Raw genomic sequence first — 25,851 nt, 5'->3', positions numbered from 1 at the left:
CGGCGCGGATTGAACCCGGGCTGTTGGCGGCGCGAGGATGTCCCCATGCACCCCACCGCCGCCGCCGAGGCCCGCCTGATGCAACCCGAACTCGCCGCCCGGGTGGTGGCGCGGGATGATCTCCGCCCGGTGCGCGTGCTGGGCGGCGCCGATGTCAGCACGCTGCGCTTCGACCCGACGCGGACGGTCCATGCTGCCATGGTGGCGCTCGATGCCCAAAGCCTGGCCCCGTTGGGCGAGGCCGGCGCCAGCCGTAGCGGCGGCCTGCCCTACATCCCCGGCCTGCTCGGATTTCGGGAAGTGCCTGTCCTGGCCGAGGCCTTCGCGAAACTGCCGGTGCGGCCGGATTTGATCCTGGTGGATGGGCATGGGCTGGCGCATCCGCGCGGCCTCGGGGTCGCCTGCCATCTTGGCGTGGTGCTGGATGTGCCGACCATCGGTGTGGCGAAGTCCATCCTAGTCGGCCGGGTTCAGGGCGCGCTGCCCGACGAGGCCGGCGCCCAGGCGCCGCTGGTCTGGCAGGATCGGCAGATCGGCGTGGCGCTGCGCACGCGGCGCGGCGCCAACCCGCTTTATGTCTCCATCGGCCACCGCGTCTCGCTGGCCACCGCGCTGCGCTGGGTGCTCGCCCTCGGCCGGGGGCGCCGCCTGCCGGAGCCGACGCGGCTGGCGCATGAGGCGGCCAGCCGCGTCCGGCTGGCGGCGGCGGCCAGCGCGGAGTAGATGCGGGCCATGGCACGTTTGTGGATGGTTTTGGGTGCCCTGTCGGGGCTGGTCGCGGTGGGCATGGCTGCCTATGCGAGCCATGGGCTGCCGGCGGAGCTCGCCAGCCTGGCGAATACCGGCGCCTCGCTCCAGGCCTGGCACGCGCTGGCGCTGCTGGGCTGCGGGCTGCTGGCGGAACGGCGGCGCGGGCCGCTGGTGCATCTGGCGGCGGCCTGCTTCGTGCTCGGCACGCTGGGTTTTGCCGGCGGGGTCTATGTGCGGGTGCTGACGGAAACCTCGCTCGGCCCGGTCACACCCATTGGCGGCACGCTGCTGCTGGTCGGCTGGGGCATTTTGGCCGCCGCCGCGGCGCTCGCGCCCGAGAAATGATTGCCAGCGCCTATCTCGCCGCCGAAGGGTTTGAGCACGACCTCGCCGAAGAACTGTCCCGCGCGGGCAGGCGGGTTTCCGGCTGGCACGGGCTGCTGGCGCTGTCGCCCGATCCTCCCGGCCCCGCCGCCTGGGCGCTGGAGGTCTGGACCGCGCCACAGGAAATTCCGGTCGCCTCCGTCAAGCAGGCCGCCGATGCGCTACGCGCCATCCAGCGCAACTGGGCCGGCTATGCCGCCACCCACCATCGCCGCAGCGCGCTGATCACTGAAAAGCTGCCACCCGTCAAAGCGCGGCCGCTGGTCTTTCCGGAACCGGCGCCCACCGGCCATCTCGGCGCCTGGACCCTGCTGGCGCCGGACCGGCTGCTGGCCAGCCCGACCAAGACCAGCCCCTTCGTCAATGGCGCCGTCAGCTTCATCGAGGACCGCGAAGGCCCGCCCTCCCGCGCCTATCTCAAGCTGTGGGAGGCGCTGACCCGGCTCGGCCGCCATCCCGGCCCCGGCGAGACCTGCCTCGACCTCGGCGCCGCGCCGGGCGGCTGGACCTGGGTTCTGGCGAAGCTGGGGGCCACCGTCGTGGCGGTGGACAAGGCGCCGCTGGATGCGGCCGTGGCGGCGATGCCCGGCGTGACGATGCGCGCCGAAAGCGCCTTCGGCCTCGATCCCCGGACGGAGCCCAAGGTCGATTGGCTGTTCAGCGACGTGATCTGCTACCCAAGCCGCCTGCTGTCCCTGGTGCAGCGCTGGATCGCCGCCGATGCGGCGCGCAACTTCGTCTGCACGCTAAAATTCCAGGGCGAGACGGACCACGCCACGGCGGAGGCCTTTGCCGCCATCCCCGGCGCCGTTCTGTTCCACGGCGCCCATAACAAGCACGAACTGACCTTTGCCCGGCTGGCGCCGGATCAGGCCAGCCCCAGCAAGCCGTAAAGCCGCTGCGCCGGCGGCCAGGCGGCCATCACCTCCGCCCGGAAGGCAAAGCCGGCATAGGCGACCCCCACCAGAACCAGCAGGGTCAGCACCCAGCCGGCCAGGGCGAAGCGGTCGGGCGGGCTAGTCGGCGCATCCGCCAGCCGTTCCGGCGCGCGCAGCGGGGGTGGTGTCTCGGCGGGTGATGCCTCGGCCTTGGTTTCCTCCGCTGGGGCAGCGGAAGGATCGGTCGCGCCAGGCGGCGACTCGGCGGGGGCATCACCGGCGGCGGCGGAGTCGGCCAAGGGGGCAGCCGGGGTTGCAGCCAGGGGGGCGGGCAGCGAAGCCTCGAAGCGATGCTGGCAGCGCGCACAGCGCAGCATGCGCGGGCCGGCGGCCAGCGCCTCATCCGGCACATCATATTCCGCGGCGCAATTCGGGCAGGAAATTCGCATGTCGGCACAGTTTTGCGGCGCCCCGCCCCGCCCGTCCAGAGACCATCTGGTGCCACGTCATGCCGGGATCATTTGGCGCCGGGCCGCCCACGTGGCAGACAGCGTTGATGGTACGCTTCGAGGCAGTCGGCCTCCGCTACCCCGGCGGTGGCCCGAATACCGGATCCTGGGGACCGGAGGCGCTGGTCGATGTGACCTTCGCTTTGCCCCAGGGGTCCTTCACCTGGCTGCTTGGCCCCTCCGGGGCGGGCAAGTCCTCCGTGCTGCGCCTGATGCACCTGGCCCTGCGGCCGACGCGGGGGGAGGTGGAGGTGCTCGGCCTGCGCACCGCCCGCGCCCGGCGGGCGGCGCTGGCGCCGGTGCGGCGGCGGATCGGCGTGGTGTTCCAGGACTTCCGGCTGCTGCCCTACCTCTCCGCCTTCGACAATGTGGCGCTGCCGCTGCGCCTCGCCGGCCGGCCGGAGGCCTCGCTGCGGGCCGATGTGACCGAGATGCTGCGCTGGGTCGGCCTGGCCGCACGGGCGGAGGCGCTGCCGCCGGAACTCTCGGGCGGCGAGCAGCAACGTATCGCCATCGCCCGCGCCGTGGTGCACCGCCCGGCCCTGCTGGTGGCGGATGAGCCGACCGGCAACCTCGACAGCCACCAGGCCCGCCGCCTGCTGGCCTTGCTGCGGGAGATGAACCGGCTGGGCACCACCGTGGTGGTGGCGACCCATGACGAGGATCTGGTGGCGCGCTTCCCCGCCCCCTCCCTGCTGCTGCATGACGGCCGCCTGCATGATGTGGATGGCGCGCGGGGGGTGGAGGAGGTGCCGTCCGAGGCGCCGGGCCAGAGCTGGCCGGAACCCCCCGCCCCGGAAGCGGAGGCCGATCCCGAAGATCCCTGGCCGGAGGATCGCTTCGCCCCGCCGCATGAGGCACCGCCCGACCCGGCGGCGGAGGACCCCTTCCCCGAACCGCCCGGCCGCGCCAACCGTGCGCCGCCCTATGGGCGGCTGCCCTCCCTCCGTCGCGGATTGCCGCGCCGTGACTGATCCGGGAATCGCGATCCGTGGCTAGGCGGCGCCGCTATTCGCGCGATCCGCTCGGGCTGCGCCGGGCACTGTCCGGGCTGCTGCTGCCGGGGCTGGTCTCCGCCATGGCCTTGCTCGCCGCCCTGGCGCTGGCAGGCGCCCAGGGCGCGGCGGGGCTGGCCGAGCGCTGGCAACGCGGGGCGGCGGCGGCGGTGACCGTGCAGATCCCGGATTCCGACGCCGCGCGGCTCGACCGCGCGCTCGAATCCCTGCGCCGGATGCCGGAGGTGGCGAGCGCGGAGGCGATGGCGCCGGATCGCCTCGCCACCCTGCTGCGCCCCTGGCTCGGCGACAGCCCCGCCATCGCCCTGCCGGGGGTGATCGAACTGCGGCTGCGCAGCGCCACCACCGACCCGGTGCTGATCGGCGACCGCCTGGCGCGCGAAGTGCCGGGGGCGCTGGTGGAGGCGCATGGCATCTGGGTGCAGCGCCTGGCGGCGCTGGCGCGCAGCCTGCAGGCCATGGCGCTGGGCGTGCTGCTGCTGGTCGCCGGCGTGGCGGCGGCGGTGGTGGCGGTGGCGACGCGGGCCGGCCTCGCCGCGCGGCGCGATGCGATCGAGGTGCTGCACGGCCTGGGTGCGCGGGATGGCGACATCGCCGGCCGCTTCGCCCGGCGCCTCGGCATGCTGGCGGCCACGGGCGCGGTGGTGGGCACCGGCATCGCCATCCCGGCGCTGGCACTGCTGGCGAACCTCGCGGGGCCCTGGGTCGGGGTGGATGGGCGGCTGGACAGCCTGGCGGGCCTGCCCTGGGCGGCGCTGCTCACGCTGCCGCCGCTGGCCTATCTGCTCGGCTGGGGCACCGCCCAGGCCACCGTGCGTCGCTGGCTGCGGGAATTGCCGTGAGGCGGCTGCTGCGATGGATGCTGCTGGCGGCACTGCTCGGGCTGGTGGTGCTGGTCTGGGGGTTTGTGCGATTCCTCGATGGGGTGGATGCGGCGGTGGACGACCCGCTGCGGCCGACCGAGGCGATCATCGTGCTGACCGGCGGCGGCGACCGGGTGGAGACGGGGCTGCGGCTGCTGGAACAGGGGGCGGCGCCGCGCCTTCTGGTCTCCGGCACCAGCGCCGGCCTGACCCTGGCGGAGCTGGCGCGGGCGCATGGGCGGGACCCGGCCGCGCTGGCCGGCAAGGTCACGCTCGGCCAGGCCTCCGCCACCACGCTGGGCAATGCGGCGGAGGTCGCGGCCTATGCGCGCGGCCGGCGCATCGAATCACTGCGGCTGGTGACCGCCGGCTACCACATGCCACGCGCGCTGCTGGAATTGCGCCGCGCGGCGCCCGGGCTGGCGGTGGTGCCGCATCCGGTGACCCCCGCGGCATTGCGGGAGCCGACCGGCCGGGGCCGCGGCCTGCCTGGGCTTCGGCGCTGGACCCTGCTCTCCGGCGAATATCTGAAGTATGTGATGGCCGCCGCCGGGCTGACCCGATTCCTGCCGGCGAAGGAGTCGGCACAACGATGATCTGGCTGCGGTCCCTGGCCTTCAACATTCTGTTCTTCGGCATCACCGCCGTGGTGTCCCTTCTGGCCGTGCCGGCGCTGCTGATGCCGCGCGCCGCGGCGCTGGCGGTGACGCGGTTCTGGGCCTGGCTGGTGGTGGGCGCGCTGCGCATCACGGTCGGCGTCCGGGTGGAGATCAGGGGGTGGGAAAACCTGCCGCCCGGCGGGGTGGTGATCGCCGCCAAGCACCAATCGGCCTTCGACACCATCATCTGGCTGAGCCTGCTGTCGGACCCGGCCTATGTGATGAAGAAGGAGCTGCTGGCGATCCCGCTTTATGGCTGGCATGCCCGCAAGGCGGGGATGATTCCGGTGGACCGGGAAGGCGGCGGCGTGGCGCTGCGCAACATGCTGCGGGCGGCGACCGCGGCGGTGGCCGCCGGGCGGCAGGTGGTGATCTTTCCGGAGGGCACGCGCACCGCCGTGGGCGACCGCGTCGCCTACCAGCCCGGCGTGGTGGCGATCGCCGCCGGCACCGGGGCGCCGGTGGTGCCGGTGGCGACCGATAGCGGCCGGGTCTGGGGCCGGCGGCACTTTCTCAAGCGCCCGGGCGTGATCCGCATCTCCATCCTGCCGCCGCTGCCGCCCGGGCTGAAGCGCGCGGCGCTGCTGACGGCGCTGGAGACGCAGATCGAAGGGGAGACGGACCGGCTGATGGCGGAGCCGCAGCACGGGGCGGGGTAGGCCCCGCAGGGCGGCAGGTTCAGCGGAGGAGCCTCTCGCCGGGCCAGCCGGGCCGGTCTAGGCTGGCCCCATGGCCCATCTGCTCCTCATCGTGTCAGGCAGTGTCGCCGCCTATAAGGCGCTGGAACTGGTGCGGCTGGCCCGCCGCGCCGGGCATCAGGTGACGCCCATCCTGACCGCCGGCGGCGCCCGCTTCGTGACGAAGGAGGCGTTGGCCGGGATTTCCGGCGCCCGGGTGCATGACGACCTCTGGGCGGCGGAGGCCGAGATCGGCCATATCCGCCTGGCCCGCGCGCCGGATCTGGTGGTGGTGGCGCCGGCCTCCGCCGACCTGCTGGCCAAGATGGCGGCCGGGCTGGCGGATGATCTTGCCTCCACCGTGCTGCTGGCGACCCGGGCGAAGGTGCTGGTGGCGCCGGCGATGAACCCGGCCATGTGGGCGCATCCGGCGACCGTCGCCAATATGAAGACGCTGGCCGCGCGCGGCGTGGCGGTGGTGGGGCCGGAGGAAGGCGCCATGGCGGAGCCCGAGAGCGGCCCCGGCCGCCTCGCCGAACCCCCCACCCTCCTCGCCGCCATCGAGGCGATGCTGCATCACGGCCCGCTCGCAGGCAAGCATGTGGTGGTGACCAGCGGGCCCACGCACGAGACCATCGACCCGGTGCGCTACATCGCCAATCGCAGCAGCGGCAAGCAGGGCCACGCCATCGCCGCGGCCCTCGCGGCGCTGGGCGCGCGTGTCACGCTGGTGAGCGGACCGGTGGCCGTGCCGGACCCGGCGGGTGTCACGGTGGTGCGGATCGAAAGCGCGCGCGAGATGCTGGCGGCGGTCGAGGCCGCGCTGCCGGCCGATGCTGCTGTCTTCGCCGCCGCCGTGGCCGATTTCCGGCCGGCCGAAGTTGGGTCCCAGAAAATCAAGAAGGTGCCCGGCGCCCCGCCGCCCGAAATCGTCCTGACGCTGAACCCGGACATCCTGGCCACCATCGCCCAGCGCCAGGTGCAGCGGCCGGCGCTGGTGGTGGGTTTTGCGGCGGAGACGGAACACGTGGTGCCCCACGCCCAGGAAAAGCGCCTGCGGAAGGGCTGCGACTGGATTGTCGCCAATGACGTCTCGGGCGACGTGATGGGCGGCGCCGAGAATGCCGTGCATCTGGTGACGGAAGCGGGGGTGGAGGACTGGCCCCGCCTGCCGAAGGCGGAGGTGGCGCGCCGTCTCGCCACCCGTATCGCGGAGAGTCTTGCCTGAATGGTCGAAATCCTGGTCACCCGCCTGCCGCATGCCGAAGGCCTGCCGCTGCCGGCCTATGCCACGCCCGGCGCCGCGGGGATGGACCTGCTCGCCGCCGTCACCGCGCCGGTGGTGATCGCGCCTGGCGCCCGCACGCTGGTGCCGACCGGGCTTTGCATCGCCCTGCCCCCGGACCATGAATTGCAGGTGCGGCCGCGCTCGGGCCTGGCGCTGAAGCACGGCATCACCATGCCCAATACGCCCGGCACGGTGGATGAGGATTATCGGGGCGAATTGCAGGTCATCGTCATGAATGCCGGCAGCGAGCCCTTCACCGTGGAGCGCGGCATGCGCATCGCCCAGGCGGTGGTGGCCCCGGTGGTGCGGGCGCGTTTCCGGGAAGTGGCGGTGCTGCCGGAAACGGCGCGCGGCGCCGGCGGGTTCGGGTCGACCGGCACGGGCTGAGCGCGTCCACCCCCAAGACCCCTTACCGACGCACCGCCGCCTTGCCGATCCCGGCCGGCTGGTTGCGCTTGGCCCCCGGCCGCCGGGTCCAGGCGCGGGTGAATTCGGCGCCGAGCAGGAACACCTGGGTCGAATAGAACACCCAGAGCAGCACCACGATCAGCGCCCCCGCGGCGCCGTAGCGCGCGGCGATGCCACTGCCGCCGATGTACCAGCCGATCAGCGACTTCCCCAGCGTGAACAGCAGCGCCGTGCACAGCGCGCCCATGCCCACATCGCGCCAGCGCAGCCGGCGGTCCGGCAGCACCTTGTAGATCGCCGCGAAAAGCAGCGCCGTCAGCAGGAAGGAGACGCCGAAATTCGCCAGCCGCAGCAGCGGCGCGGCCTGCGGCAGGGTGGTGCCCGCCCAGGTGCCGAGCGCCGCCAGCGCCGCTGAGGCCAGCAGAGAGACCAGCAGCAGGAACCCCGTCGCCGCCACCAGACCGATGCTCAGCAGCCGCGCCCGCAGCAGGTAGGACAGGCTGAGACCCCTCGGCTCCGCCTTCCAGATGGCGTTCAGCGCGGCCTGAAGCTCGGCGAAGACGGCGCTGGCGGTGATGACCAGGAAGGTGATGCTGACCAGCGCGGCGATGCCGCCGGCCTCCGCCTGCTCCTGCAACCCGTCCTCGCCCAGGATCGAATCGATGGCCTGGGCACCCTCCCGCCCGATCAGCGAGGCGAGCTGCAGCCCCACCGCCTGCCGCACCGCATCCTCGCCGAAGACCAGCCCGGCCATGCCCATCATCAGCAGCAGCAGCGGCGCCAGGGAAAACATGCTGTAGCAGGCAATTGCGGCGCCGCGGGTCATCGCCTCATCGGCGATGAAGCCCTCCACGGTCTCTTTCAGGATGTGCCAGCCACGCTTGAGCATAGAACCGTCCCCTGGGCCGCGCGATGGGGCCGCCACGTCAATGAAACCGTTCTGGACCGCGAAGGTTGCGCCCGCTCCGGCTTGGCAAGACGCGGCCGCTCGCGTAGGGCGGGCCGACAGGCAGGGAGCAGCATCAGGTGGCGGATATCGAGATCGAAATCGCGGGCGAGATCTTCCCCGCCCGCTTCGAAGCGGCCGACGCGCCCAAGACCGTCGCCCGGTTCCGGGAGCTGCTGCCCTTCAGCGACCGCATCATCCATGTGCGCTGGTCCGGCGAGGCCTGCTGGATTCCGATGGGTGAGCGCGACCTGGGCATCGGGCATGAGAATGCCACCAGCCATCCGGCGCCGGGCCATGTCATCGTCTATCCGGGCGGGGTCAGCGAAACCGAGATCCTGCTGGCCTATGGCCCCTGCTGCTTCTCCTCCAAGGCGGGGCAGCTGGCGGGCAACCACTTCCTCACCATCACCGACGGGCTCGACCGTCTGGCGACGATCGGGCGGTCCGTCCTCTGGGACGGCGCCAAGAGCATCACCTTCAGGAAAGGCTAAACCATGGGCGTGGCCATGATTGATTCCACCGTCGGCGAAGGGACGCTTGCCGTCTCCGGCAAGATGGTCGCGGTGCATTACACGGGCTGGCTGTTCGACGCTTCGGCCGTGGACAAGAAGGGCCGGAAGTTCGACAGCTCCCGCGACCGGGGCGATGCCTTCCGCTTCAAGCTGGGCTCCGGCCAGGTGATCGCGGGCTGGGACCGTGGCGTGCAGGGCATGAAGGTGGGCGGCCACCGCACCCTGACCATCCCGCCCGAGTTCGGCTATGGCGCCCGCGGCGCCGGCGGCGTGATCCCGCCGAACGCCACGCTTGTCTTCGACGTGGAGTTGCTCGAAGTCGGTTGAGGGATTTTGGCGGCCAGGGGTAGCAATGCCCCTTGCCGCCGCCTCGTTCCGCTTGCTATCTCCGCCCTTGCATCAAGAGTTGGGCCGACGCCCAACGCCAACCTGCCTTCCCGGGCAAGGTGGCGCCTCCATTAGGGGGGATGCGGCCGTTCCGGCAATTATTCGGGCAGCGCCGCCGTCGGTCCGTGGTTTGTGGAGGACGGCATGCTGGACAGCACGGGCGACCGCCCGGATTTTTCCCTGTTTCTCGGGCCTGACGACCAGGCGGAATTTGTCGGCGCCGCCCAGTGGCGCGACCGTGCGGGGCGCTGTCGGCCCTGCCTGCTCTATATCGTGCTGCACCGGCGAGACGGGGAGGTCTGGACCCATGCCTGCCGCGTGCCGCCGGATCGCCGCCCCGGCCATGTGACGCTGCATCTGGAACGCGCTTTGCCCGGCGACCGGCGGGCTGAGCTGGCGGCCTGGCTGCGGGAGGCCGCCGTCAGGGACGATTGACAGCGCCAACCAGCGCGCGATCCTGCCGCCACAGGGCAGGAAACAATCAACATGAATCGCAGGACCATGCTGGCCGCATCGGCCATGGCCGCTTTTGCGTGGCCCGGCTTCGCCCAGGGCCGCCCCGTGCGGCTGGTGGTGCCGGCGCCGCCGGGCGGCGCCATCGACGTCATCGGCCGGCTCTATGTCCAGCGCCTGACGGCGCGCGGCGGGGCGGGCTGGGTGGTGGAGAACCGGGCCGGCGGCAACAACACCATCGGCGCGGCGGAGGTCGCGCGCAGCGCGCCGGATGGCGCCACCTTCCTGGTCAATGCCGACATCCACCTGATGGGCCGCCGCGTCGTCCCCGGCCTGACCTATGACCCGATCGCCGATTTCACGCCCATCGCCCGGCTGGCCACCGCGCCGCTGGTCATCGTCGGCCATCCGGAGGCCAGCCGCGCCACCAACCTGACCCAGCTCGCGGAACGGATGAAGGCGGCGCCGCGCGACTACACCATCTCCACCTCCGGCGCCGGGTCCATGGCGCATCTGGCGGCGGAGGGGCTGAAGCGCCGCGTCGGAGCGGATGAGGCCGTGGTGGCGCATTACCGGGGCACGGCGCCGGCCATCAACGATGTGGTCGCGGGCAATGTGGCCTTGATGGTGGCGCCCCTGCTCTCCGCCCAGCCGCTGGTCCAGGCCGGCCGGCTGCGCGCCTTCGCCGTCGTCTCCCCGACCCGCAGCGCCGCGATGCCGGAGGTGCCGAGCGTGGAGGAGGCCGGCCTGCCGGGGCTGCATTTTCTGCTGTGGTACGCGGTCTGGGGGCCACGCGGCTTCTCCCCCGATGCGGCCGCGACCTTGGCGCAGCACCTCAACGCCATTGGGCGGGAGGCGGAGATCGCCCAGCGGCTGGTGGCGATGGGCGCCGAGGCCTTCACCACCGACGCACCCCAAAGCTTCGCCGCCTTCATCGCGGCCGAGGATGCCAAGAACGCCCAGATCGCCGAGGCCGCCGGAATCAAGCCTGAATGAGCGAGCCCATCCTGGTCGCCGGCGGCGGCATCGGCGGGCTGGCCACCGCGCTCGCCCTGGCGCGGCAGGGTTTTGCGGTGACGGTGCTGGAGAAGGCGGCGGCGATGGGGGAGGTCGGCGCGGGCATCCAGCTCGGCCCCAACGCCTTCCACGCCTTCGACTGGCTCGGCATCGGCGAGACCGCCCGCGCCATGGCGATCCATGTCGACAAGCTGCGGCTGATGGATGCGCTGACGGCCGAGGAGATCTGCCATATCGACCTCGGTGCGGCGTTCCGGGCGCGCTTCGGCGCGCCCTATGCCGTCATCCACCGCGGCGACCTGCACGGCGTATTTTTGCAAGGCTGCCGCGGTAGCGATTCCATCAGCCTTCGCACTTCGGCGGAGGTGGTGGGGTATGACCAGGACGGCAGCGGCGTCACCGCGCATCTCGCCAATGGCGAAAGGCTGCGCGGGCGGGCGCTGATCGGCGCGGATGGGCTGTGGTCCAAGGTGCGGCGGCAATTGGTGGGGGATGGCGCGCCGCGCGTCTCCGGCCACACCACCTATCGCAGCGTTATCCCGACCGAGCAGATGCCAGAATCGCTGCGCTGGAACGCGGCGACGCTCTGGGCCGGGCCGAAATGCCATATCGTGCATTACCCTTTGCAGGGCTGGGCCTCCTTCAACCTGGTCGTCACCTATCACAACAACGCGCCGGAGCCGGTGGCCGGCAAGCCGGTCTCCGCCGAGGAGGTTTTTGCCGGCTTCGAGCATGTGCATCCGCTGGCACAGTCGATCATCCACCAGGGGCGCGACTGGAAGCTCTGGGTGCTGTGCGATCGCGACCCGGTGCAGAACTGGGTCGAGGACCGCGTGGCCCTGCTGGGCGATGCCGCGCATCCCACCCTGCAATACCTGGCCCAGGGCGCCTGTATGGCGATGGAGGATGCGGTGTGCCTCGCGCAGATGATGCGCGCCCATGACGGCGATGTGGCGCCGGCGCTGGCCGCCTATCGCGATGCGCGGCTGCTGCGCACGGCGCGGGTGCAATTGCAGTCCCGCGCCGTGGGCGACCACATCTACCACCCGGCCGGGCCGCATGCGGCGCTGCGCAACAGCATCATGGCCGCGAAGACGCAAACCGATTGGCAGGACACGCTCGCCTGGCTCTATGGCGGGCCACAGGAGGACACGAGATGAGCGACGCCGTGGCGCATGCGATCCGCGAGCTGGTGCTCGCCAACCGGATTCTGGCGCGGGAGGATGTGATCGACGATTTCGGCCATGTCTCGCTGCGCCACCCGGAACGCGCGGACCGCTATTTCCTGTCCCGCAGCCGCAGCCCCGTGGCGGTGACGGCTGATGACATCATGGAGTTCGAGCTGGACGGCACGCCGGTCGCGCAGAATGGGCGGCGCATGTATTCGGAACGCGCGCTGCATTCGGCCATCTTCATGGCGCGGCCGGATGTGATGTCCGTGATCCACCACCATGCGCGCAGCGTCATCCCCTTCACGGTGGTGCGCACACTCACCCTGAAGCCGATCTTCCACATGGGCAGCGTCATGGGGTCAGAGGTGCCGCTCTGGGACAGCCAGCCGGAATTCGGCGACACCAACATGCTGATCGACGACCTGCCGCGTGGCCATTCCCTGGCGCGCGCGCTGGGCGCCAATCGCAGCGTGATGCTGCGCGGCCATGGCGCCTGCAATGTCGGCGTGAACCTGCGCGCCGCCGTCTTCACCGCCGTCTATATGAAGCACAATGCGGAAATGGTGCTGGCCAGCATCCCGCATGGCACGCCGGAATACCTGACGCCGGGCGAGGTGGAGAAGACCGCCGCCATGCTGCTCTCCGACATGCCACTGGCCCGCGCCTGGGATTACTGGATCACGCGGGCGAATTACGGCGGAATTTGATATATTGGGTACCGTCTAACGCCGGGCGCGGAAGCACGGACCGGTCAAGCGACCGGTCCGCGGCCTCAGGCGGCCGCTTCCCGCGCGCTGCCGAGCAGCGCCGCCAGATCCTCCTCCGGCACAGCACGGCCATAGAGCCAGCCCTGCGCCTCGGTGCAGCCCTCGGCCCGCAGCAGCGCGGCCTGGGCGGTGCTTTCCACACCCTCCGCATTGCAGCGCAGGCCGAGCGCCTGGGTGATGGCGATGACGGCGCGGATGATGGCCATGGATTGCGGATCATTCGCCAGGCTGTGCACGAAGCTGCGGTCGATCTTGATCTTGTCGAAGCGGAACTTGTGCAGGTAGCCGAGCGAGGAATAGCCGGTGCCGAAGTCATCCATGGCGACGGAGATGCCCATCTCCCGCAGCGCGCCCAGTGTCGCCAGGGTGCGGTCGGTATCGGTCAGCAGCACGCCCTCGGTGATCTCGATTTCCAGCCGCTGCGGATCGAGGCCGGTCTCCGCCAGGGCATGCCGGACGGCGCGCAGGAAATCGGCGCTTTGGAAATGGTTGGCGGAGATGTTCACCGCCATGCGCTGACCGGGCCAGCGGGTCGCCGCGCGACAGGCCTCCAGCAGCACCCATTCGCCGATGTGATTCAGCAGGCCGATCTCCTCCGCCAGGTTGATGAAGCGGTCCGGCATCACCAGGCCCTGCTGCGGATGCGCCCAGCGCAACAGCGCCTCCAGCCCCACCACGCGCTGCGTCGCGAGATCCACCTGCGGCTGGTAGTGCAGGCGAAGCTGGCCGCTGGCGACCGCCTGGCGCAGGTCGCGCTCCATCTCCCGCCGCTCCTGCAAGGCGCTGTTCATCTCGGCGGAGAAGAAGCGATAGGTGTTCCGGCCCTCGGCCTTGGCGCGGTACAGCGCGGTGTCGGCGTCGTGCAGCACCTGCTCGCCGAGCGGGGCCTGGCCCACCGTGGCAGGGGCGGACAGGGCGATGCCGATGCTGGTGCCGATATGCGCCACATGGCCGAGCAGATCGAAAGGCAGGGCCAGCCGCTCCACCAGCCGCGCCGCCAACGCCTCCGCCGACCAGGGCTGTTCGGCATTGCACTGGATGATGGCGAATTCGTCGCCACCCAGCCGTGCCACCGTGTCGCTGTCGCGCACCGCCGCGGTCAGGGCCTGGGCCACCTGCCGCAGCAGGTCGTCGCCCGCGGCATGGCCCAGCGTGTCGTTCACCTCCTTGAAGCGGTCGAGGTCGAGCGCCAGCACGGCGAATCCATTGCCATAGCGTTCCGCGCGCAGCGCGGCCTGCGCCAGCCGGTCGTGAAACAGGCGGCGGTTGGGCAGGCCGGTCAGTTGGTCATGAGTCGCCAGATAGGTCACGCGCCCCATGGCCCGCTGCAGCAGCCGCAGCGGCAGCAGCCGCAGCGCCGTATAGGCCGCCGCCGCCAGCAGCAGCGCCAGCAGCGCCACCGCCGCGCTGCGCAGCAGCATCGGCCGCAGCGAACGTTCGATCTCCACCGAACCCGCGGCATGGCCGCTGTCATAGACCGGCAGGGTGCTGACGTGACGCGGCCAGGGCAGCGCCACCGCCAACTCCGCCAGCTGCGTGCCATCCAGCGCCCGAATGCGCAGGCTGGATTCCATGCCGTCGCCAGCGTTCAGCAGGCCGCGCAGCCGCGATTCCTGGTAGATCCACAGATCCGGCGCGCGCGTGGCGATCTGGGTGACGCCATGGGCGATGACGCGCAGTTCCGCCTGCATCGTCGCCCGTTCCTCACGCCAGGCCGACCAGGCATGCGTGGCGGGCACGGCCAGCGCCAGCAGCAGTGCGGTCGCGGCGGCGAAGCTGCTGACCAGCCGCGCCAGCAGGGCTTCTCCGTCCAGCTGCGGGGTCATGTGCGGCGCCGCGCCATTGGCTGGAAGCCGAAACTGCTCAGTGTTTCATGGGCCAAGGGCTCGGTCAGGAAGTCCAGGAAACCCCGGATGTCGGGGCCAATCCCCTCGCGGGTCACCGCGAAGACATCACGGGCGAAGCGGGCCGTGCCGCCATCCATCGCCACCAGCCCCGGCGCCACGCCATCCAGCGTCAACAGGCGCAGTTGGCGGTGCTCCACGCGGGTCTGACCCAGGGTGATCAGGCCCAGGGAACCGGGAAGCTGTTCCAGCAGCTCGGCGTTTTCCTGATCCGTGCCCGCCAGCGCCAGGCCTGGCCGCGCCTGTGCCTGGGCCATCGCCGCGGCCATGGCAGGCGCGCTGCCGGCCACCAGCACCCAGTCCGTCTCACTGGCATCGCGCAGCACCACCCGCACCTTGCCACCCCCCGGCCAGCCCGGCATCTCTCCGGCCAGCATCGCCACGATCTGCGCCAGGCTCAGCCCCGCCACCGGCGTGTCATGGCGTGTCGCGAAGGCGATCGGGGTGCGTGCAAAGTGCAGGGCGGACAGTCCCGCCGCCTGCTCCGCGGGCCGCAGGGCACGGGCGGACAGCGCGATGTCGATCCGCCCGTCCAGCAGCGCGGCCAGCCCGCCCTGGGTGCCCAGGCTCTCGAGCACCTCAACGCCCGTCACCTCCTCGGCCCCGCGATGCCGCTCGATCAGATGCCGGGTGATGGTCAGCGCCATGCCGGTACCGCCAATGCGCAGCGATGTTGGCGCCTCCGTCCAGGCACGGCCTGGAAGCAGCGGCAGAAGCGCGAGCAGGCCGCGGCGGCCCAGGGCAAGAGGACGGTGCATGGCGCCAGTTTGCGGACCCGGCCTTAAACGACGGCTAACGCGCCCGGCCCCGTCCCCTGCCGGGGCCCGGTCCGGGGCCCGATCCGGGTGGCGGCCGCGGTGGCGCCGTTGACTCCCAGGCCACCGCGCCGCTATACGCTGCGCCCTCCGGCCACCCAGGTGCCAACTGCCTGGGGATGCTGGCGGTCAGTCATGGCCGAACCACCCACATTGTCCGGGCGAACCCGCCCAGCAGCACCGGACCTCCGAAAGCCCGAGCGCGAACATGACCTATGCAGTGATCCGCACCGGCGGCAAGCAGTACCGCGTCACTCCCGATGCGCTGCTCACCGTCGAGAAGCTCGAGGCCGAGCATGGCGCCACCATCACCTTCCATGATGTGCTGGCCGTTGGCACCGAGGCCGGCCTGACCGTCGGCGCGCCGACCGTTCCGGGTGCGACCGTCACCGCGGTGGTCGAGGGCCAGACGCGCGGCGACAAGGTGATCATCTTCAAGAAGCGCCGCCGGAAGAACAGCCGCCGGAAGAACGGCCATCGCCAGATGCAGACCGTGCTCCGCATCTCCGCCATCGCCGCCGCCTGATCAGTAGCGACAGAAAGGAACCCCCACCATGGCACACAAAAAGGCCGGCGGTTCGTCGCGCAACGGGCGCGACTCGGCTGGCAAGCGTCTCGGCGTGAAGCGCTCGGACGGCCAGTTCGTCCAGGCCGGCAACATCATCGTTACCCAGCGCGGCACGAAGATGCGCCCGGGCACCAATGTGCTCGTCGGCCGCACCCATTCCCTGCACGCGACCGTCGACGGCCATGTGAAGTTCGAGCGCAAGGCCGAAGGCCGCGTTCAGGTTTCCATCACGCCGATGGCCGTCGCGGCCGAATAAGGACCCGCCCCCTGGCAGGGTTCCGGACGGGGGCCGCATGGCCCCCGTTCGCGTTTCCAGGCTGGGATGCAACCCCATGAAATTCCTCGACGAAGCCAAGGTCCACGTGAAGGCCGGCGACGGCGGAGATGGCGTCATCGCCTTCCGGCGTGAGAAGTTCATCGAATACGGCGGCCCGGATGGCGGCAATGGCGGCAAGGGCGGCGATGTCATTATCGAGGCGGTGGACGGGCTGAACACCCTGATCGACTACCGCTACGCCCAGCATTTCAAGTCCCGCAAGGGCGGCAATGGCGCGGGCCAGGACCGCAGCGGCGCCGGCTCCGACGACGTCATCATGAAGGTGCCCGTCGGCACCCAGATCCTCGACGAGGACAAGGAAACGCTGCTGGCGGACCTGACCGAGGTCGGGCAGCGTGTCGTCATCGCCAAGGGCGGCGATGGCGGTTATGGCAACGCCACCTTCAAGTCGGCCACCAACCGGTCCCCACGCCGCGCCGACAAGGGCTGGCCGGGGGAGGAGCGGTCGATCTGGCTGCGCCTCAAGCTGATCGCCGATTCCGGCCTGCTCGGCCTGCCCAATGCCGGCAAGTCCACCTTCCTCGCCGCCGTCTCCGCGGCGCGGCCGAAGGTGGCGGACTATCCCTTCACCACCCTACACCCGCAGCTCGGCGTGGTGCGGCTGAACCCGGATGGCACGCCATCGCGCGACGGTTCGCTGGAATTCGTCCTGGCGGACATCCCCGGGCTGATCGAGGGCGCGCATGAAGGCGCCGGCCTCGGCACACGCTTCCTCGGCCATGTCGAGCGCTGCGCGGTCCTGCTGCATCTGGTGGACGGCACCGCCGCTGACCCGGCCGCCGCCTACCGCACCATCCGCGAGGAACTCGCCGGCTATGGAGGCGGGCTGGCGGACAAGCCGGAGGTAGTGGCGCTGAACAAGTCGGATGCCATGACCCCGCAGGCCACCGCCTCCCGCCTCAAGGCTCTGTCCAAGGCGGCGGGGCGGCCAGCGCTGCTGGTTTCAGGCGCCACCGGGGCCGGGGTGAAGCAGGTGCTGTACGCGCTGTACCAGCAGATTCTGGCCGACCGCCAAGGCTGAGAGCCCGCCGATGCTGCCCTCCCTCGCCACCGCCCGCCGCATCGTCGTCAAGATCGGCTCCGCCCTTGTGGTGGACAACGCCACCGCCGCGCCGCGCGCCGCCTGGCTGGCCGGCGTCGCGCAGGATGTGGCGGCGCTGCGGGCGCGGGGGGCGGAGGTGATCCTCGTCTCCTCCGGCGCCATCGCACTCGCCCGCCATGCGCTCGGCCTGACCCGTAAGAAGACGCTGCGGCTGGAGGAGAAGCAGGCGGCCGCCGCCGTCGGACAGATTCGCCTGGCCGGCGCCTGGGCCGATGCGCTCTCCGCCGTGCAGCTCAACGCCGCGCAGCTGCTGCTGACGCTGGAGGATAGCGAGGATCGCCGCCGCTACCTGAATGCACGCGCCACGCTGAACACGCTGCTGGCGCTCGGCTGCATCCCCGTCATCAACGAGAACGACACCGTCGCCACGGCCGAAATCCGCTTCGGCGACAATGACCGCCTGGCCGCCCGGGTGGCGGAGATGGTGGAAGCGGATGCGCTGGTGCTGCTCTCCGACATCGACGGCCTTTATACCGCCGACCCGCGCCGCGACCCCGCCGCGGCCCATATCCCTGTGGTGGAGCACATCACGGAGGAGATCATGGCCATGGGGGGGGAGCCACCGCCCGGCTATTCCTCCGGCGGCATGCGCACCAAGCTGATCGCCGCGCGCATCGCCACCGGCGCCGGCTGCGCCATGGCCATCGCGCTTGGCGCGCGGGACCGCCCCCTGCTGGCCATGGAACAGGGCGCGCCCTGCACATGGTTCCTGCCCGAGGGCGAGGGCCGTTCCGCACGCAAGCGCTGGATCGCCGGCAGCCTGGCGCCGCTCGGCGCGCTGGTGGTGGATGCCGGCGCGGCCCGCGCGCTGACGCGCGGATCGTCCCTACTGCCCGCCGGCGTGCGCGCCGTGGAGGGCAGTTTCCAGCGCGGCGACCCGGTCAGCGTGCGGGACGAAGCCGGGCGGGTGCTGGCGCGCGGCCTCGTCGCCTATGATTCCGGCGACGCGGCGCGCATCGCCGGCCATCGCAGCGAGGAACTCGAAAACATCCTCGGCTGGCGTGGCCGGGACGAGATCATCCATCGGGACGATCTGGTGCTGCTGGCCCTGGCGGGCTGAAGGCTTCACCCCGTCCTGGCACCTGTATACAAGGAAGGTGCCAGAAAACGGGAGTCCAAGAATGAACCGTCTCACGCGCCGCGGCCTGCTGGCCGCCAGCGCCCTGCCCCTCGTGGCACCTTCCTTGGCGCCCGCGCAGGAGGCCTTCCCCAACCGCCCCATCCGCATCGTCGTCGGCTATACGCCGGGTGGTGCCACCGATATCGCGGTGCGCGCCTTCAGCCCGCGCATGGGCGAAATCCTCGGCCAGTCGGTGGTGGTGGAGAACCGCCCCGGCGCCGGCGGCAATATCGCGATGGACGCGGTGGCGCGATCGCCGGCCGATGGCCATACGCTGCTATTGGGGACCATCGGCACGCTGGTGATCAACCCCATGGTCATGCGCATGCCGGTCGATCCGTTGCGCGACTTGGCGCCGGTGTCCATCGCGGTCGATGTGTTCAATATCCTGGCCGTGCCGGCGGACCGCCCCTGGCGCAGCGTGGCGGATCTGGTGGCCGCGGCGAAGGCGGAGCCAGGCAAGCTGTCCTGGGGCCATAGTGGCATCGGCGGGTCGCCGCATCTTTGCGGCCTGATGCTCGACAAGCTGGCGGGGCTTGAGACCATCGGCGTGTCCTATCGCGGCGGCGCGCAGGTGGCGAACGACCTGTTGTCCGGCCGGCTGGACTACTCCTTCGCCACCGCGCCCTCCGTCATGCAGCATGTGGAGTCGGGCCGGCTGCGGGCGCTGGCGGTGCCGACCGCGCGGCGGTCCCGCCTGCTGCCGCAGATCCCGACCGTCGCCGAAGGCGGCGTCACCGGCTTCGACGTGGCCTCCTGGTACGCCATCACCGCGCCCAGCGGCACGCCGGCGCCCGTCGTCTCCAGGCTCGCGGATGCCATGCGACAGGCGCTGGAGGACCGGGAGGTCGTGGCGATCCTGAACCGCAATGGGCTGGAGCCGATGCCCACCACCCCCGCCGCCTTCGCCGAGGCCTGGGCCGGCGAGCGCGCCAAGTGGGAACCGATCGTGCGCGAGGGCGGGCTGCGGGTGGACTGAGACCCCTCAGCCCTCCTGTGTGAGGCTGTCCAGCGCGGCGGCCAGAATCCGGTCGGACAGGGCCGGATCGGCCACCGCGCGCGACAGCATCAGGGCCCCGACCATGGTGGACATCACCGCCAGCGCCCGCTCCTCCGCCGGGCGCGCGTCATCCGCCGGCAGCAGAGGGGCCAGTCGCCCGGCGAAGCCGGCGACGCCGGTGGTGAAAACCTCCCGCACCGCCGCGCCCTGCCGCGCCGCCTCCGGCCCGATGGCGGCAATGGCGCAGCCGGCGCCGGGGGCGTCGCGGTGGCGTGGCGACAGGTAGCGCCCCACCACCGTGGCCAGGCTGCCGCCTTCCGCCAGCGCCTGGCGCGTCTTCTCGCCGCTGGCCGCCATGGCCTGGGCCAGGGCCTCGGCCACCAGCCGCTCCTTCGATCCGAACTGGCTGTAGAGCCCGCCATGGGTCAGGCCGGCGGCGCGGGTCAGCGCATCCACCCCCACCCCATCGATGCCGCATTCGCGGATCAGCCGCGCCGTCTCGGTAAGGATCCGCGCCCGGTTCTCCGCCGCCTGCTGCTTCGAGACCCGCATCGTTCTTCCCCTTTCGGCGCCGCGGCACCCGCTTGACATGGTTTGATGGCGAGCGCAATCAATCGCCGTATTGATGGCGATCGCCATGAAACGGAGACGGCGGATGCGAATCCTGATCCTCGGCGCAGGTGCGCTGGGCGGGTATTATGGGCTGCGCCTTGCCGAGGCCGGTGCGGAGCCGCGCTTCCTGGTCCGCCCCGGCCGTGCCCGGCAACTCGTCGAACAGGGGCTGCGCCTGCAGTCCGGCGGCGCCCTGTTGCAGCGGCCCGTCCACACCGTGCTCTCGGCCGCCGAGTCCGGTCCCGCGGACCTCATCCTGCTGACCTGCAAGGCCTATGACCTGCCGGCCGCCATCGAGGCCATCGCCCCCGCCATGGCCCCGCACAGCCTGGTGCTGCCGCTGCTGAACGGCCTGGCGCATCTCGATGCGCTGGATCAGCGCTTCGGCGCGGACCGCGTGCTGGGCGGCGTCGCCTATATCGCGGCGACCCTCGGCGCCGACGGGCTGATCCACCACACCAGCCCCGCCGACACGCTGGTCTTCGGCGCCCGCGACGGCCGCCAAGCCGCCGCGATGGCGGCCCTGGCCGAGGCCTTCGCCGCCACCCCCGTCGCCGCCCGCCTCTCCGACGACATCCTCCAGGAGCTCTGGGAGAAGTGGTGCATGCTGGCGGCCGGCGCGGCGCTGTGCTGCCTGATGCGCGGCACGGTGGGCGATGTGATGGCCACCACCCATGGCGCCGCCCTCGCCCAGGCACTGCTTGAGGAAGCGCGCGCCGTCGCCGCCGCGGTTGGTCATCCGCCGCGCCCCGCCGCGGCCGCGCAGGCCACGCGCATGCTCACCGATCCCGCCTCACGCTGGGCCGCCTCCATGATGCGCGACCTGGAGGCCGGGGCACCGCGGCTGGAGGCCGACCACATCCTCGGCGACCTGATCCGTCGCGCCGAGACGGCGTCCATTTCCGTCAAGCTGATCGAGGCCGCCTACTGCCAATTGCAGGTCCATGCCGCGCGCCAGGCCGCGCGCTGAATCGGAGAGTCCCCATGACACATGCCAACACCGCCCTCATCACCGGCGCCTCCAGCGGCATCGGCGCCGTCTATGCCGACCGCCTGGCCCGGCGCGGCCATGACCTGATCCTGGTCGCCCGCGACGCCGCGCGCCTCGACGCGCTCGCCACCCGCCTGCGCGCCGAAACCGGCCGCGCGGTCGCGGTGCTGGTCGCCGATCTCACCGATCCGCAGGACCTCCGTCGGGTCGAGACGCGACTGCGAGAGGACGCGTCCATCGCCATGCTGGTGAACAATGCCGGCATGAGCGTCTCCGGCACCCTGGCCGAAGCTGATCCCGATCGGCTGGAGATGATGGTGGCGCTGAACATCACCGCGCCGATGCGCCTGGCCGCCGCCGTGGCGTCGGCCTTCGTCGCGCGCGGCGGCGGCACCATCATCAACATCGCCTCCGTCCTCGCCCTGGCGCCGGAGTTGTTCAACGGCGTCTACAGCGGCACCAAGGCCTTCGTGCTGAACCTCACCCGCTCGATGCAGAGCGAGCTCGGCCCGAGGGGCCTGCGCATCCAGGCAGTGCTGCCGGGCGGGACGCGCACCGCGATCTGGGAAAAGTCGGGCGTCGACATCGCGACCCTGCCCGCCACCATGCTGATGGATGTGGAGGAGATGGTGGACGCCGCGCTGGCCGGCCTCGATGCCGGGGAGGCCGTGACCATCCCCTCCCTGCCCGAGATCGCGGATTGGCAGGCCTTTGAGGCGGCGCGCTTCGCCCTCGGCCCCAATCTGTCGCGCAACCAGGCCGCGGCGCGCTACCAGTCATGACCGCGCTGCACCCCGCGCCGCCCGCCGCGGCATTGGCCAGCCAGATGAGCCCGCGCACGCGGCTGCTGCTGGAAGGGCGCGTGGTGCCGACGCTGCTGCGCCTGGCCTGGCCGAACACGCTGGTGATGCTGGCCCAGGCCTCCGTCGGGCTGATCGAGACCTGGTGGGTGGCGCATCTCGGCACCGATGCCCTGGCCGCCATGGCGCTGGTCTTTCCCGGCTTCATGATGATGCAGATGCTCTCCGCCGGCGCGATCGGCGGCGGCATCTCCTCCGCCATTGCCCGTGCCCTGGGCGCCGGGCGGCGGGAGGATGCGGATGCGCTGGCGCTGCATGCGCTGATCATCAACCTCGTGCTTGGCCTTGGCTTCTCGGCGCTGCTGATCCTGGGCGGGCCGGCGCTGTATGCCGCGCTGGGTGGGGAGGGGCGGTCGCTGCAACTCGCGCTGGACTACTCCAATGTGGTGTTCGGCGGCGCGGTGCTGGTCTGGCTGTCCAATGCCTTCGCCAGCATGCTGCGCGGCACCGGCAATATGCTGCTGCCGGCCACCGCCATCATCGCCGGCGTGGTGCTGCTGGTGCCGCTCTCACCCTTGCTGATCCAGGGCTTCGGACCGATCCCGGCCTTCGGCATCCAGGGCGCCGGCTATGCGGTGCTGTCGGGGCTGGCGCTGTCCACCTTGGTGTTGGCCTGGGCCGTGCTGACAGGGCGCGGCACGCTGCGGCTGCGGCCGGTGCCGCCGCGCGCGAAGCTGTTCGGCGACATCCTGGGCGTCGGCGCCGTCGCCTCGATCAGCACCTTGCAGACCACTCTGACCATCGCGCTGACCACCGCTGTGGTGGCGCGTGCCGGCGGGCCCGATGCGGTGGCGGGCTATGGCACCGGCACGAGGCTGGAATATCTGCTGGTGCCGCTGGTCTTCGGGCTGGGCGCGCCGCTGGTCGCCATGGTCGGCACCAATATCGGCGCCGGCCGCACCGACCGCGCGCTGCGCATCGCGCTGGTCGGCGGCGCGATGGCCTTCGTGATGACGGAGACGGTGGGCCTCGCCGCCGCCATCTGGCCGCAGGCCTGGCTCGGCCTGTTCGGCGACGATCCGCGCATGATCGAAACCGGCAGCGCCTATCTGCGCCTCGTCGGCCCGGCCTACGGTTTCTTCGGCCTCGGGCTGGCGCTGTACTTCGCCTCCCAGGGCGCCGGGCGGCTATTTTGGCCGCTGCTCGCGGGGCTGCTGCGGCTGATCGTCGCGGTAGGTGGCGGCTGGCTGATGCTGCGATTGACGGGATCGCTCTCCGGCGTCTTCGCCGCGCTGGCCGCCGGCATGCTCGTCTATGGCGTGATGCTGGCGCTGGTCATCCGTGCCGGAGGCTGGTCGCGCCGCCACTGAGGGGATTTGCCGGCCGGGTTGGGATGCGCGCAGGATACCACCCTCCCCAGGCCGAAGGTCCCGCCGATGCGCCGCACCCTCCTCCTCGCCGCCGCCCTGCTGCCATGGCTGGCCGCGCCCGTTGCCGCACAAACCACGCTGCGCATCGGCATCGGCGCCGATCCCAACATGCTCGACCCGGCGCAATCCGGCTCCTTCGTCGAGCGCGTGGTCTTCGCCGCCATGTGCGACAAGCTGGTGGATATCGGGCCGGATCTGCAATTCCGCCCGGAACTCGCCACCGCCTGGGAATGGGCGCCGGATGGCCGCGCGCTGACCCTGACCCTGCGCGAGGGCGCGCGCTTCCAGGATGGCACGCCGATCGACGCCGCGGCGGTGAAGGCCAATCTCGATCGCTACCGCACCGCGCGCGAAAGCCGCCGGCGCACGGAATTGCAGCCGGTGACGGCGGTGGAAACGCCGGATGCGCGCACCGTGCGGCTCGTGCTCTCCGCCCCCTTCGCACCGCTGCTCTCCGTGCTGGCAGATCGCGCCGGCATGATGCTGTCGCCCGCCGTGCTGCCGCTGGCCGAGCGGGTCTGGGAAAATCCCGTCTGCTCCGGCCCCTTCATGCTGACCCGGCGCGTCGCGCAGGACCGGATCGAGATGCAGAAATTCGCGGGCCATTGGAACGCCGCGAACATCCATGCCGATCGCCTGGTGTTCCTGCCGATCCCCGACAACAATGTCCGCCTGCTGAATCTGCGCGCCGGCCAGCTCGACCTGATCGAGCGTGTGGCGCCGGTGGACCTTCCCTCTGTCGAGCGTGACCAGCGGCTCCGCCTAGTGGCGGGGGATTCCATCGCCTACCAGACCATCAGCATCAATGTCGGCCACGGCCCGCTCGCCGCCAGGCCGCTCGGCGCCGATGCCCGGGTGCGGGAGGCTTTTGAGCGCAGCATCGACCGCGCCATCATCAACCAGGTGGCGCTGGAAGGCCGCTTCACCGCGAACAACCAGGCGGAGCCGCCCGGCACTGCCTACCACTTTCCGGAACTCGCCGCCCCGCCGCGCGACCCGGCCGCGGCGCGCGCTTTGCTTCGCGCGGCGGGGCATGAGCGGGTGGCCTTCACGCTGAAGGTGCCGAACCAGCCAACGGAAGCCCAGGTGGCGGAGATCATCCAGTCGATGGCGGCCGAAGGCGGCTTCGACATCCGCGTCGAATTGCTGGAAGCCGCCGCGCTGGTCGCCGCGACCGAGCGGGGCGACTACGAGGCCTCGATGAATATCTGGTCGGGCCGGCCCGATCCGGATGGCAATATCGCGCCCTGGATCGCCACCGGCGGCTTTCTCAACCGCGGGCGCTACGCGAATGCGGAGGTCGATGCGCTGCTGGCCTCGGCGCGCGCGGTGACGGAGACGGCCCAGCGCCAGCCGCTGTATCGCCAGGCCACGGCGCTGTGGCTGGCCGATCGCCCCTATCTGATGCTGTATCATTACCGCTGGTTCTGGGCGATGGGGCGGGGCGTGGAAGGCTTCGTGCCCAGCCCTGACGGAATCATCCGCTTTGCCGGGCTGCGGGTCGGGCGGTAGCCACAAAAAAGGGGCGGCCCTTGCGGACCGCCCCCTGTTCAACGCGAAGTCTTCGATCAGCCGCGGAAGCCGGTATCCGCACGCTGCGCCGCGGCACCGACCGGCACCCAGATGGTGCGCTGGCTCTCGCCGCTGCCCACCGTCACGGCGCGGACGCCCGTCCGGCCCTGCTGGACGAAGCTGTTATCCGTGTGGCGGACATGCACGCTGCCATTCGGCTCCTCGGTCACCGTCACGGCACCGCCGCCGACGATGTTGCGGGCCGGGCCGGGGCCATAGACCACCTGGGCATTCTCACCGCTGCCCACCACCTGCGGGTAGCTGTTCTCGGCGATGGTCTGGGCGGAGGCCGGGACGGCCAGGGCCAGGGTGCCGGCGGCCAGGGCGGCGGCGGCGATATGATGAAAACGGGTCATCTCAGTTCTTCCTTATTCGTGCGGTCGCGGCGGGAATCGCCGCGGCCCGGTTTGGTGTTCAGGAATGCGGGTTCAGCGGCCGTTGCTGCCGGCCCCGGCCAGGAGGCGGGCGCTCTCGGCGGCCGGAACCCAGGCGGTGGTCACGTTCTCGCCGCTGCCGATGGTCACCGGCACCAGCCCGGCCGGCGCCCGCTGGGCGAGGGCAGGGTTGCTGTGGGTGACGCGCCAGGCGCCGTCATGGCCGGTCGTCGTGGTCACGGCACCGCCGCCCACGATGTTCTGCGTCGTCGCCGGTCCATACTCCACGGAAGCATTCTCACCAGTCCCGACCACGCGGGGGTAAGAAATGTCGTTCGCCAGGGCCGGCACGGCGAAGCTCAGGGCTCCGGCGGCAAGCAGCGCGGTGGCGATGCGGTTGATGGGGTTCATCGTCGTATCCTTCGTCATACTTGCTGATGCCCTCCGCAACATTGGCGGTCCGCTTCAGCGTTGAGCGTGAGATAGTCCCCACCCCTTCGCACCACCAATCGGCAGACCGCATCGCCGCCATCACCG

General features: G+C 71.3%; 30 protein-coding genes, 1 pseudogene and 1 riboswitch. Of the genes and pseudogenes, 24 read left to right on the top strand and 7 right to left on the bottom strand.

From position 1 onward, the window contains the following. The first annotated feature begins 45 nt into the window (after positions 1–45). From nfi to ACVFYP_RS15150, 3 genes are read left to right on the top strand one after another with little or no spacing between them, the layout of a single operon-like run. On the top strand, positions 46–723 hold the full coding sequence (gene nfi, locus ACVFYP_RS15160; RefSeq protein WP_499201023.1) for a deoxyribonuclease V: 678 nt from the start codon (positions 46–48) through the stop codon (positions 721–723). A gap of 9 nt (positions 724–732) precedes the next feature. Next, positions 733–1,095, top strand: a complete 363-nt coding sequence (locus tag ACVFYP_RS15155) for a DUF423 domain-containing protein (protein ID WP_499201022.1) — start codon at positions 733–735, stop codon at positions 1,093–1,095. Next, positions 1,092–2,027, top strand: a complete 936-nt coding sequence (locus ACVFYP_RS15150) for an SAM-dependent methyltransferase (RefSeq protein ID WP_499201021.1) — start codon at positions 1,092–1,094, stop codon at positions 2,025–2,027. The genes ACVFYP_RS15155 and ACVFYP_RS15150 overlap by 4 nt, the downstream gene beginning before the upstream one ends. Here the strand turns inward: ACVFYP_RS15150 and ACVFYP_RS15145 are convergent. Beyond that, the gene (locus tag ACVFYP_RS15145) at positions 2,003–2,461 is read right to left on the bottom strand and encodes a zinc-ribbon domain-containing protein (protein ID WP_499201020.1); all 459 of its coding nucleotides are present in this window, start codon (positions 2,459–2,461) and stop codon (positions 2,003–2,005) included. The genes ACVFYP_RS15150 and ACVFYP_RS15145 overlap by 25 nt on opposite strands. Before the next feature lie 107 nt (positions 2,462–2,568). On the opposite strand from ACVFYP_RS15145, the pseudogene ACVFYP_RS15140 reads away from it, so the two are divergent. From ACVFYP_RS15140 to dut, 6 genes and pseudogenes are all read left to right on the top strand, one after another. After that, positions 2,569–3,237: pseudogene (locus tag ACVFYP_RS15140) on the top strand (cell division ATP-binding protein FtsE); the annotation flags it as partial. 275 nt (positions 3,238–3,512) lie between these two features. Further along, positions 3,513–4,379 (top strand): cell division protein FtsX, encoded by an 867-nt coding sequence (locus ACVFYP_RS15135; RefSeq protein WP_499201019.1) that lies wholly within the window; start codon positions 3,513–3,515, stop codon positions 4,377–4,379. Then, a complete protein-coding gene (locus tag ACVFYP_RS15130; protein WP_499201018.1) occupies positions 4,376–4,996 on the top strand; it encodes a YdcF family protein in 621 nt (206 codons plus the stop codon). Before ACVFYP_RS15135 ends, ACVFYP_RS15130 begins: the two co-directional genes overlap by 4 nt. Then, on the top strand, positions 4,993–5,718 hold the full coding sequence (locus ACVFYP_RS15125; RefSeq protein WP_499201017.1) for a lysophospholipid acyltransferase family protein: 726 nt from the start codon (positions 4,993–4,995) through the stop codon (positions 5,716–5,718). The genes ACVFYP_RS15130 and ACVFYP_RS15125 overlap by 4 nt, the downstream gene beginning before the upstream one ends. A gap of 70 nt (positions 5,719–5,788) precedes the next feature. Next, positions 5,789–6,964 carry a bifunctional phosphopantothenoylcysteine decarboxylase/phosphopantothenate--cysteine ligase CoaBC gene (coaBC, locus tag ACVFYP_RS15120; RefSeq protein ID WP_499201016.1) on the top strand — a complete coding sequence of 392 codons (1,176 nt, stop codon included), beginning with the start codon at positions 5,789–5,791 and terminating at the stop codon, positions 6,962–6,964. Then, complete coding sequence (gene dut, locus ACVFYP_RS15115; protein ID WP_499201015.1) at positions 6,965–7,411, top strand: dUTP diphosphatase; 447 nt, start codon at positions 6,965–6,967, stop codon at positions 7,409–7,411. Between the two features lie 22 nt (positions 7,412–7,433). On the opposite strand, the gene ACVFYP_RS15110 is transcribed toward dut, so the two are convergent. After that, complete coding sequence (locus tag ACVFYP_RS15110; protein ID WP_499201014.1) at positions 7,434–8,321, bottom strand: YihY/virulence factor BrkB family protein; 888 nt, start codon at positions 8,319–8,321, stop codon at positions 7,434–7,436. 137 nt (positions 8,322–8,458) lie between these two features. Between ACVFYP_RS15110 and ACVFYP_RS15105 the strand changes: the two genes are divergently transcribed. The 6 genes from ACVFYP_RS15105 to ACVFYP_RS15080 all read left to right on the top strand — a co-directional run bounded on the left by ACVFYP_RS15105 (position 8,459) and on the right by ACVFYP_RS15080 (position 12,629). Beyond that, the gene (locus tag ACVFYP_RS15105) at positions 8,459–8,872 is read left to right on the top strand and encodes a DUF3830 family protein (RefSeq protein ID WP_499201013.1); all 414 of its coding nucleotides are present in this window, start codon (positions 8,459–8,461) and stop codon (positions 8,870–8,872) included. 15 nt (positions 8,873–8,887) lie between these two features. Continuing rightward, on the top strand, positions 8,888–9,220 hold the full coding sequence (locus ACVFYP_RS15100; protein ID WP_499201012.1) for an FKBP-type peptidyl-prolyl cis-trans isomerase: 333 nt from the start codon (positions 8,888–8,890) through the stop codon (positions 9,218–9,220). Positions 9,221–9,284: 64 nt separating this feature from the next. Further along, positions 9,285–9,392, top strand: a riboswitch (SAM-I-IV-variant riboswitch). A gap of 32 nt (positions 9,393–9,424) precedes the next feature. Next, on the top strand, positions 9,425–9,715 hold the full coding sequence (locus ACVFYP_RS15095) for a hypothetical protein (protein ID WP_499201011.1): 291 nt from the start codon (positions 9,425–9,427) through the stop codon (positions 9,713–9,715). A 51-nt stretch (positions 9,716–9,766) separates the two neighbouring features. After that, positions 9,767–10,729 carry a Bug family tripartite tricarboxylate transporter substrate binding protein gene (locus ACVFYP_RS15090; protein WP_499201010.1) on the top strand — a complete coding sequence of 321 codons (963 nt, stop codon included), beginning with the start codon at positions 9,767–9,769 and terminating at the stop codon, positions 10,727–10,729. Further along, positions 10,726–11,910, top strand: coding sequence for a 3-hydroxybenzoate 6-monooxygenase (locus ACVFYP_RS15085; protein ID WP_499201009.1), 1,185 nt, complete (start codon positions 10,726–10,728; stop codon positions 11,908–11,910). Before ACVFYP_RS15090 ends, ACVFYP_RS15085 begins: the two co-directional genes overlap by 4 nt. Then, positions 11,907–12,629 (top strand): class II aldolase/adducin family protein, encoded by a 723-nt coding sequence (locus ACVFYP_RS15080; protein ID WP_499201008.1) that lies wholly within the window; start codon positions 11,907–11,909, stop codon positions 12,627–12,629. Before ACVFYP_RS15085 ends, ACVFYP_RS15080 begins: the two co-directional genes overlap by 4 nt. A gap of 65 nt (positions 12,630–12,694) precedes the next feature. Here the strand turns inward: ACVFYP_RS15080 and ACVFYP_RS15075 are convergent, their stop codons facing one another. Both ACVFYP_RS15075 and ACVFYP_RS15070 read right to left on the bottom strand, forming a co-directional pair. Beyond that, on the bottom strand, positions 12,695–14,515 hold the full coding sequence (locus ACVFYP_RS15075; protein ID WP_499201007.1) for a putative bifunctional diguanylate cyclase/phosphodiesterase: 1,821 nt from the start codon (positions 14,513–14,515) through the stop codon (positions 12,695–12,697). Then, a complete protein-coding gene (locus ACVFYP_RS15070) occupies positions 14,512–15,351 on the bottom strand; it encodes a substrate-binding domain-containing protein (protein ID WP_499201006.1) in 840 nt (279 codons plus the stop codon). The genes ACVFYP_RS15075 and ACVFYP_RS15070 overlap by 4 nt, the downstream gene beginning before the upstream one ends. Before the next feature lie 265 nt (positions 15,352–15,616). Between ACVFYP_RS15070 and rplU the strand changes: the two genes are divergently transcribed. From rplU to ACVFYP_RS15045, 5 genes are all read left to right on the top strand, one after another. Further along, positions 15,617–15,934, top strand: coding sequence for a 50S ribosomal protein L21 (gene rplU, locus ACVFYP_RS15065; RefSeq protein WP_216879195.1), 318 nt, complete (start codon positions 15,617–15,619; stop codon positions 15,932–15,934). A 28-nt stretch (positions 15,935–15,962) separates the two neighbouring features. Beyond that, on the top strand, positions 15,963–16,232 hold the full coding sequence (gene rpmA, locus ACVFYP_RS15060) for a 50S ribosomal protein L27 (protein WP_499201005.1): 270 nt from the start codon (positions 15,963–15,965) through the stop codon (positions 16,230–16,232). A 76-nt stretch (positions 16,233–16,308) separates the two neighbouring features. Further along, a complete protein-coding gene (obgE, locus tag ACVFYP_RS15055; RefSeq protein WP_499201004.1) occupies positions 16,309–17,334 on the top strand; it encodes a GTPase ObgE in 1,026 nt (341 codons plus the stop codon). A 10-nt stretch (positions 17,335–17,344) separates the two neighbouring features. Beyond that, positions 17,345–18,475, top strand: coding sequence for a glutamate 5-kinase (gene proB, locus ACVFYP_RS15050; RefSeq protein ID WP_499201003.1), 1,131 nt, complete (start codon positions 17,345–17,347; stop codon positions 18,473–18,475). Between the two features lie 61 nt (positions 18,476–18,536). After that, the gene (locus ACVFYP_RS15045) at positions 18,537–19,514 is read left to right on the top strand and encodes a Bug family tripartite tricarboxylate transporter substrate binding protein (RefSeq protein WP_499201002.1); all 978 of its coding nucleotides are present in this window, start codon (positions 18,537–18,539) and stop codon (positions 19,512–19,514) included. Positions 19,515–19,520: 6 nt separating this feature from the next. Here ACVFYP_RS15045 and ACVFYP_RS15040 read toward each other — a convergent pair whose 3' ends face one another. After that, positions 19,521–20,087 (bottom strand): TetR/AcrR family transcriptional regulator, encoded by a 567-nt coding sequence (locus tag ACVFYP_RS15040; protein WP_499201001.1) that lies wholly within the window; start codon positions 20,085–20,087, stop codon positions 19,521–19,523. Between the two features lie 103 nt (positions 20,088–20,190). On the opposite strand from ACVFYP_RS15040, the gene ACVFYP_RS15035 reads away from it, so the two are divergent. The 4 genes from ACVFYP_RS15035 to ACVFYP_RS15020 all read left to right on the top strand — a co-directional run bounded on the left by ACVFYP_RS15035 (position 20,191) and on the right by ACVFYP_RS15020 (position 24,880). Next, positions 20,191–21,117 carry a 2-dehydropantoate 2-reductase gene (locus ACVFYP_RS15035; RefSeq protein ID WP_499201000.1) on the top strand — a complete coding sequence of 309 codons (927 nt, stop codon included), beginning with the start codon at positions 20,191–20,193 and terminating at the stop codon, positions 21,115–21,117. Positions 21,118–21,131: 14 nt separating this feature from the next. Next, positions 21,132–21,920, top strand: coding sequence for an SDR family NAD(P)-dependent oxidoreductase (locus ACVFYP_RS15030; protein ID WP_499200999.1), 789 nt, complete (start codon positions 21,132–21,134; stop codon positions 21,918–21,920). Then, a complete protein-coding gene (locus ACVFYP_RS15025; protein WP_499200998.1) occupies positions 21,917–23,308 on the top strand; it encodes an MATE family efflux transporter in 1,392 nt (463 codons plus the stop codon). Before ACVFYP_RS15030 ends, ACVFYP_RS15025 begins: the two co-directional genes overlap by 4 nt. Positions 23,309–23,374: 66 nt before the next feature. After that, entirely contained in the window at positions 23,375–24,880 is a 1,506-nt protein-coding gene (locus ACVFYP_RS15020; RefSeq protein ID WP_499200997.1) for an ABC transporter substrate-binding protein, read from the top strand. A gap of 56 nt (positions 24,881–24,936) precedes the next feature. Here the strand turns inward: ACVFYP_RS15020 and ACVFYP_RS15015 are convergent, their stop codons facing one another. Together ACVFYP_RS15015 and ACVFYP_RS15010 are read right to left on the bottom strand one after the other, a co-directional pair. Further along, positions 24,937–25,296: a hypothetical protein gene (locus ACVFYP_RS15015; RefSeq protein WP_499200996.1), complete on the bottom strand. Its 360-nt coding sequence runs from the start codon at positions 25,294–25,296 to the stop codon at positions 24,937–24,939. Between the two features lie 72 nt (positions 25,297–25,368). After that, a complete protein-coding gene (locus tag ACVFYP_RS15010; RefSeq protein ID WP_499200995.1) occupies positions 25,369–25,725 on the bottom strand; it encodes a hypothetical protein in 357 nt (118 codons plus the stop codon). Between the last annotated feature and the right edge of the window lie 126 nt (positions 25,726–25,851).

The organism is Roseomonas sp. F4 (assembly GCF_053891155.1).
The sequence above is the reverse complement of the archived record's forward strand: the minus strand, read 5'-3'. Positions and strand labels throughout refer to the sequence as shown.

Excerpts from the sequence above, each read along its gene's own strand:
- nfi (WP_499201023.1), top strand. The coding sequence starts at position 46 with ATGCACCCCACCGCCGCCGCCGAGGCCCGCCTGATGCAACCCGAACTC.
- ACVFYP_RS15155 (WP_499201022.1), top strand. The coding sequence starts at position 733 with ATGGCACGTTTGTGGATGGTTTTGGGTGCCCTGTCGGGGCTGGTCGCG.
- ACVFYP_RS15150 (WP_499201021.1), top strand. The coding sequence starts at position 1,092 with ATGATTGCCAGCGCCTATCTCGCCGCCGAAGGGTTTGAGCACGACCTC.
- ACVFYP_RS15145 (WP_499201020.1), bottom strand. The coding sequence starts at position 2,461 with ATGCGAATTTCCTGCCCGAATTGCGCCGCGGAATATGATGTGCCGGAT.
- ACVFYP_RS15125 (WP_499201017.1), top strand. The coding sequence starts at position 4,993 with ATGATCTGGCTGCGGTCCCTGGCCTTCAACATTCTGTTCTTCGGCATC.
- coaBC (WP_499201016.1), top strand. The coding sequence starts at position 5,789 with ATGGCCCATCTGCTCCTCATCGTGTCAGGCAGTGTCGCCGCCTATAAG.
- dut (WP_499201015.1), top strand. The coding sequence starts at position 6,965 with ATGGTCGAAATCCTGGTCACCCGCCTGCCGCATGCCGAAGGCCTGCCG.
- ACVFYP_RS15110 (WP_499201014.1), bottom strand. The coding sequence starts at position 8,321 with ATGCTCAAGCGTGGCTGGCACATCCTGAAAGAGACCGTGGAGGGCTTC.
- ACVFYP_RS15100 (WP_499201012.1), top strand. The coding sequence starts at position 8,888 with ATGATTGATTCCACCGTCGGCGAAGGGACGCTTGCCGTCTCCGGCAAG.
- ACVFYP_RS15095 (WP_499201011.1), top strand. The coding sequence starts at position 9,425 with ATGCTGGACAGCACGGGCGACCGCCCGGATTTTTCCCTGTTTCTCGGG.
- ACVFYP_RS15090 (WP_499201010.1), top strand. The coding sequence starts at position 9,767 with ATGAATCGCAGGACCATGCTGGCCGCATCGGCCATGGCCGCTTTTGCG.
- ACVFYP_RS15085 (WP_499201009.1), top strand. The coding sequence starts at position 10,726 with ATGAGCGAGCCCATCCTGGTCGCCGGCGGCGGCATCGGCGGGCTGGCC.
- ACVFYP_RS15080 (WP_499201008.1), top strand. The coding sequence starts at position 11,907 with ATGAGCGACGCCGTGGCGCATGCGATCCGCGAGCTGGTGCTCGCCAAC.
- ACVFYP_RS15075 (WP_499201007.1), bottom strand. The coding sequence starts at position 14,515 with ATGACCCCGCAGCTGGACGGAGAAGCCCTGCTGGCGCGGCTGGTCAGC.
- ACVFYP_RS15070 (WP_499201006.1), bottom strand. The coding sequence starts at position 15,351 with ATGCACCGTCCTCTTGCCCTGGGCCGCCGCGGCCTGCTCGCGCTTCTG.
- rplU (WP_216879195.1), top strand. The coding sequence starts at position 15,617 with ATGACCTATGCAGTGATCCGCACCGGCGGCAAGCAGTACCGCGTCACT.
- rpmA (WP_499201005.1), top strand. The coding sequence starts at position 15,963 with ATGGCACACAAAAAGGCCGGCGGTTCGTCGCGCAACGGGCGCGACTCG.
- obgE (WP_499201004.1), top strand. The coding sequence starts at position 16,309 with ATGAAATTCCTCGACGAAGCCAAGGTCCACGTGAAGGCCGGCGACGGC.
- proB (WP_499201003.1), top strand. The coding sequence starts at position 17,345 with ATGCTGCCCTCCCTCGCCACCGCCCGCCGCATCGTCGTCAAGATCGGC.
- ACVFYP_RS15045 (WP_499201002.1), top strand. The coding sequence starts at position 18,537 with ATGAACCGTCTCACGCGCCGCGGCCTGCTGGCCGCCAGCGCCCTGCCC.
- ACVFYP_RS15040 (WP_499201001.1), bottom strand. The coding sequence starts at position 20,087 with ATGCGGGTCTCGAAGCAGCAGGCGGCGGAGAACCGGGCGCGGATCCTT.
- ACVFYP_RS15035 (WP_499201000.1), top strand. The coding sequence starts at position 20,191 with ATGCGAATCCTGATCCTCGGCGCAGGTGCGCTGGGCGGGTATTATGGG.
- ACVFYP_RS15030 (WP_499200999.1), top strand. The coding sequence starts at position 21,132 with ATGACACATGCCAACACCGCCCTCATCACCGGCGCCTCCAGCGGCATC.
- ACVFYP_RS15025 (WP_499200998.1), top strand. The coding sequence starts at position 21,917 with ATGACCGCGCTGCACCCCGCGCCGCCCGCCGCGGCATTGGCCAGCCAG.
- ACVFYP_RS15020 (WP_499200997.1), top strand. The coding sequence starts at position 23,375 with ATGCGCCGCACCCTCCTCCTCGCCGCCGCCCTGCTGCCATGGCTGGCC.
- ACVFYP_RS15015 (WP_499200996.1), bottom strand. The coding sequence starts at position 25,296 with ATGACCCGTTTTCATCATATCGCCGCCGCCGCCCTGGCCGCCGGCACC.
- ACVFYP_RS15010 (WP_499200995.1), bottom strand. The coding sequence starts at position 25,725 with ATGAACCCCATCAACCGCATCGCCACCGCGCTGCTTGCCGCCGGAGCC.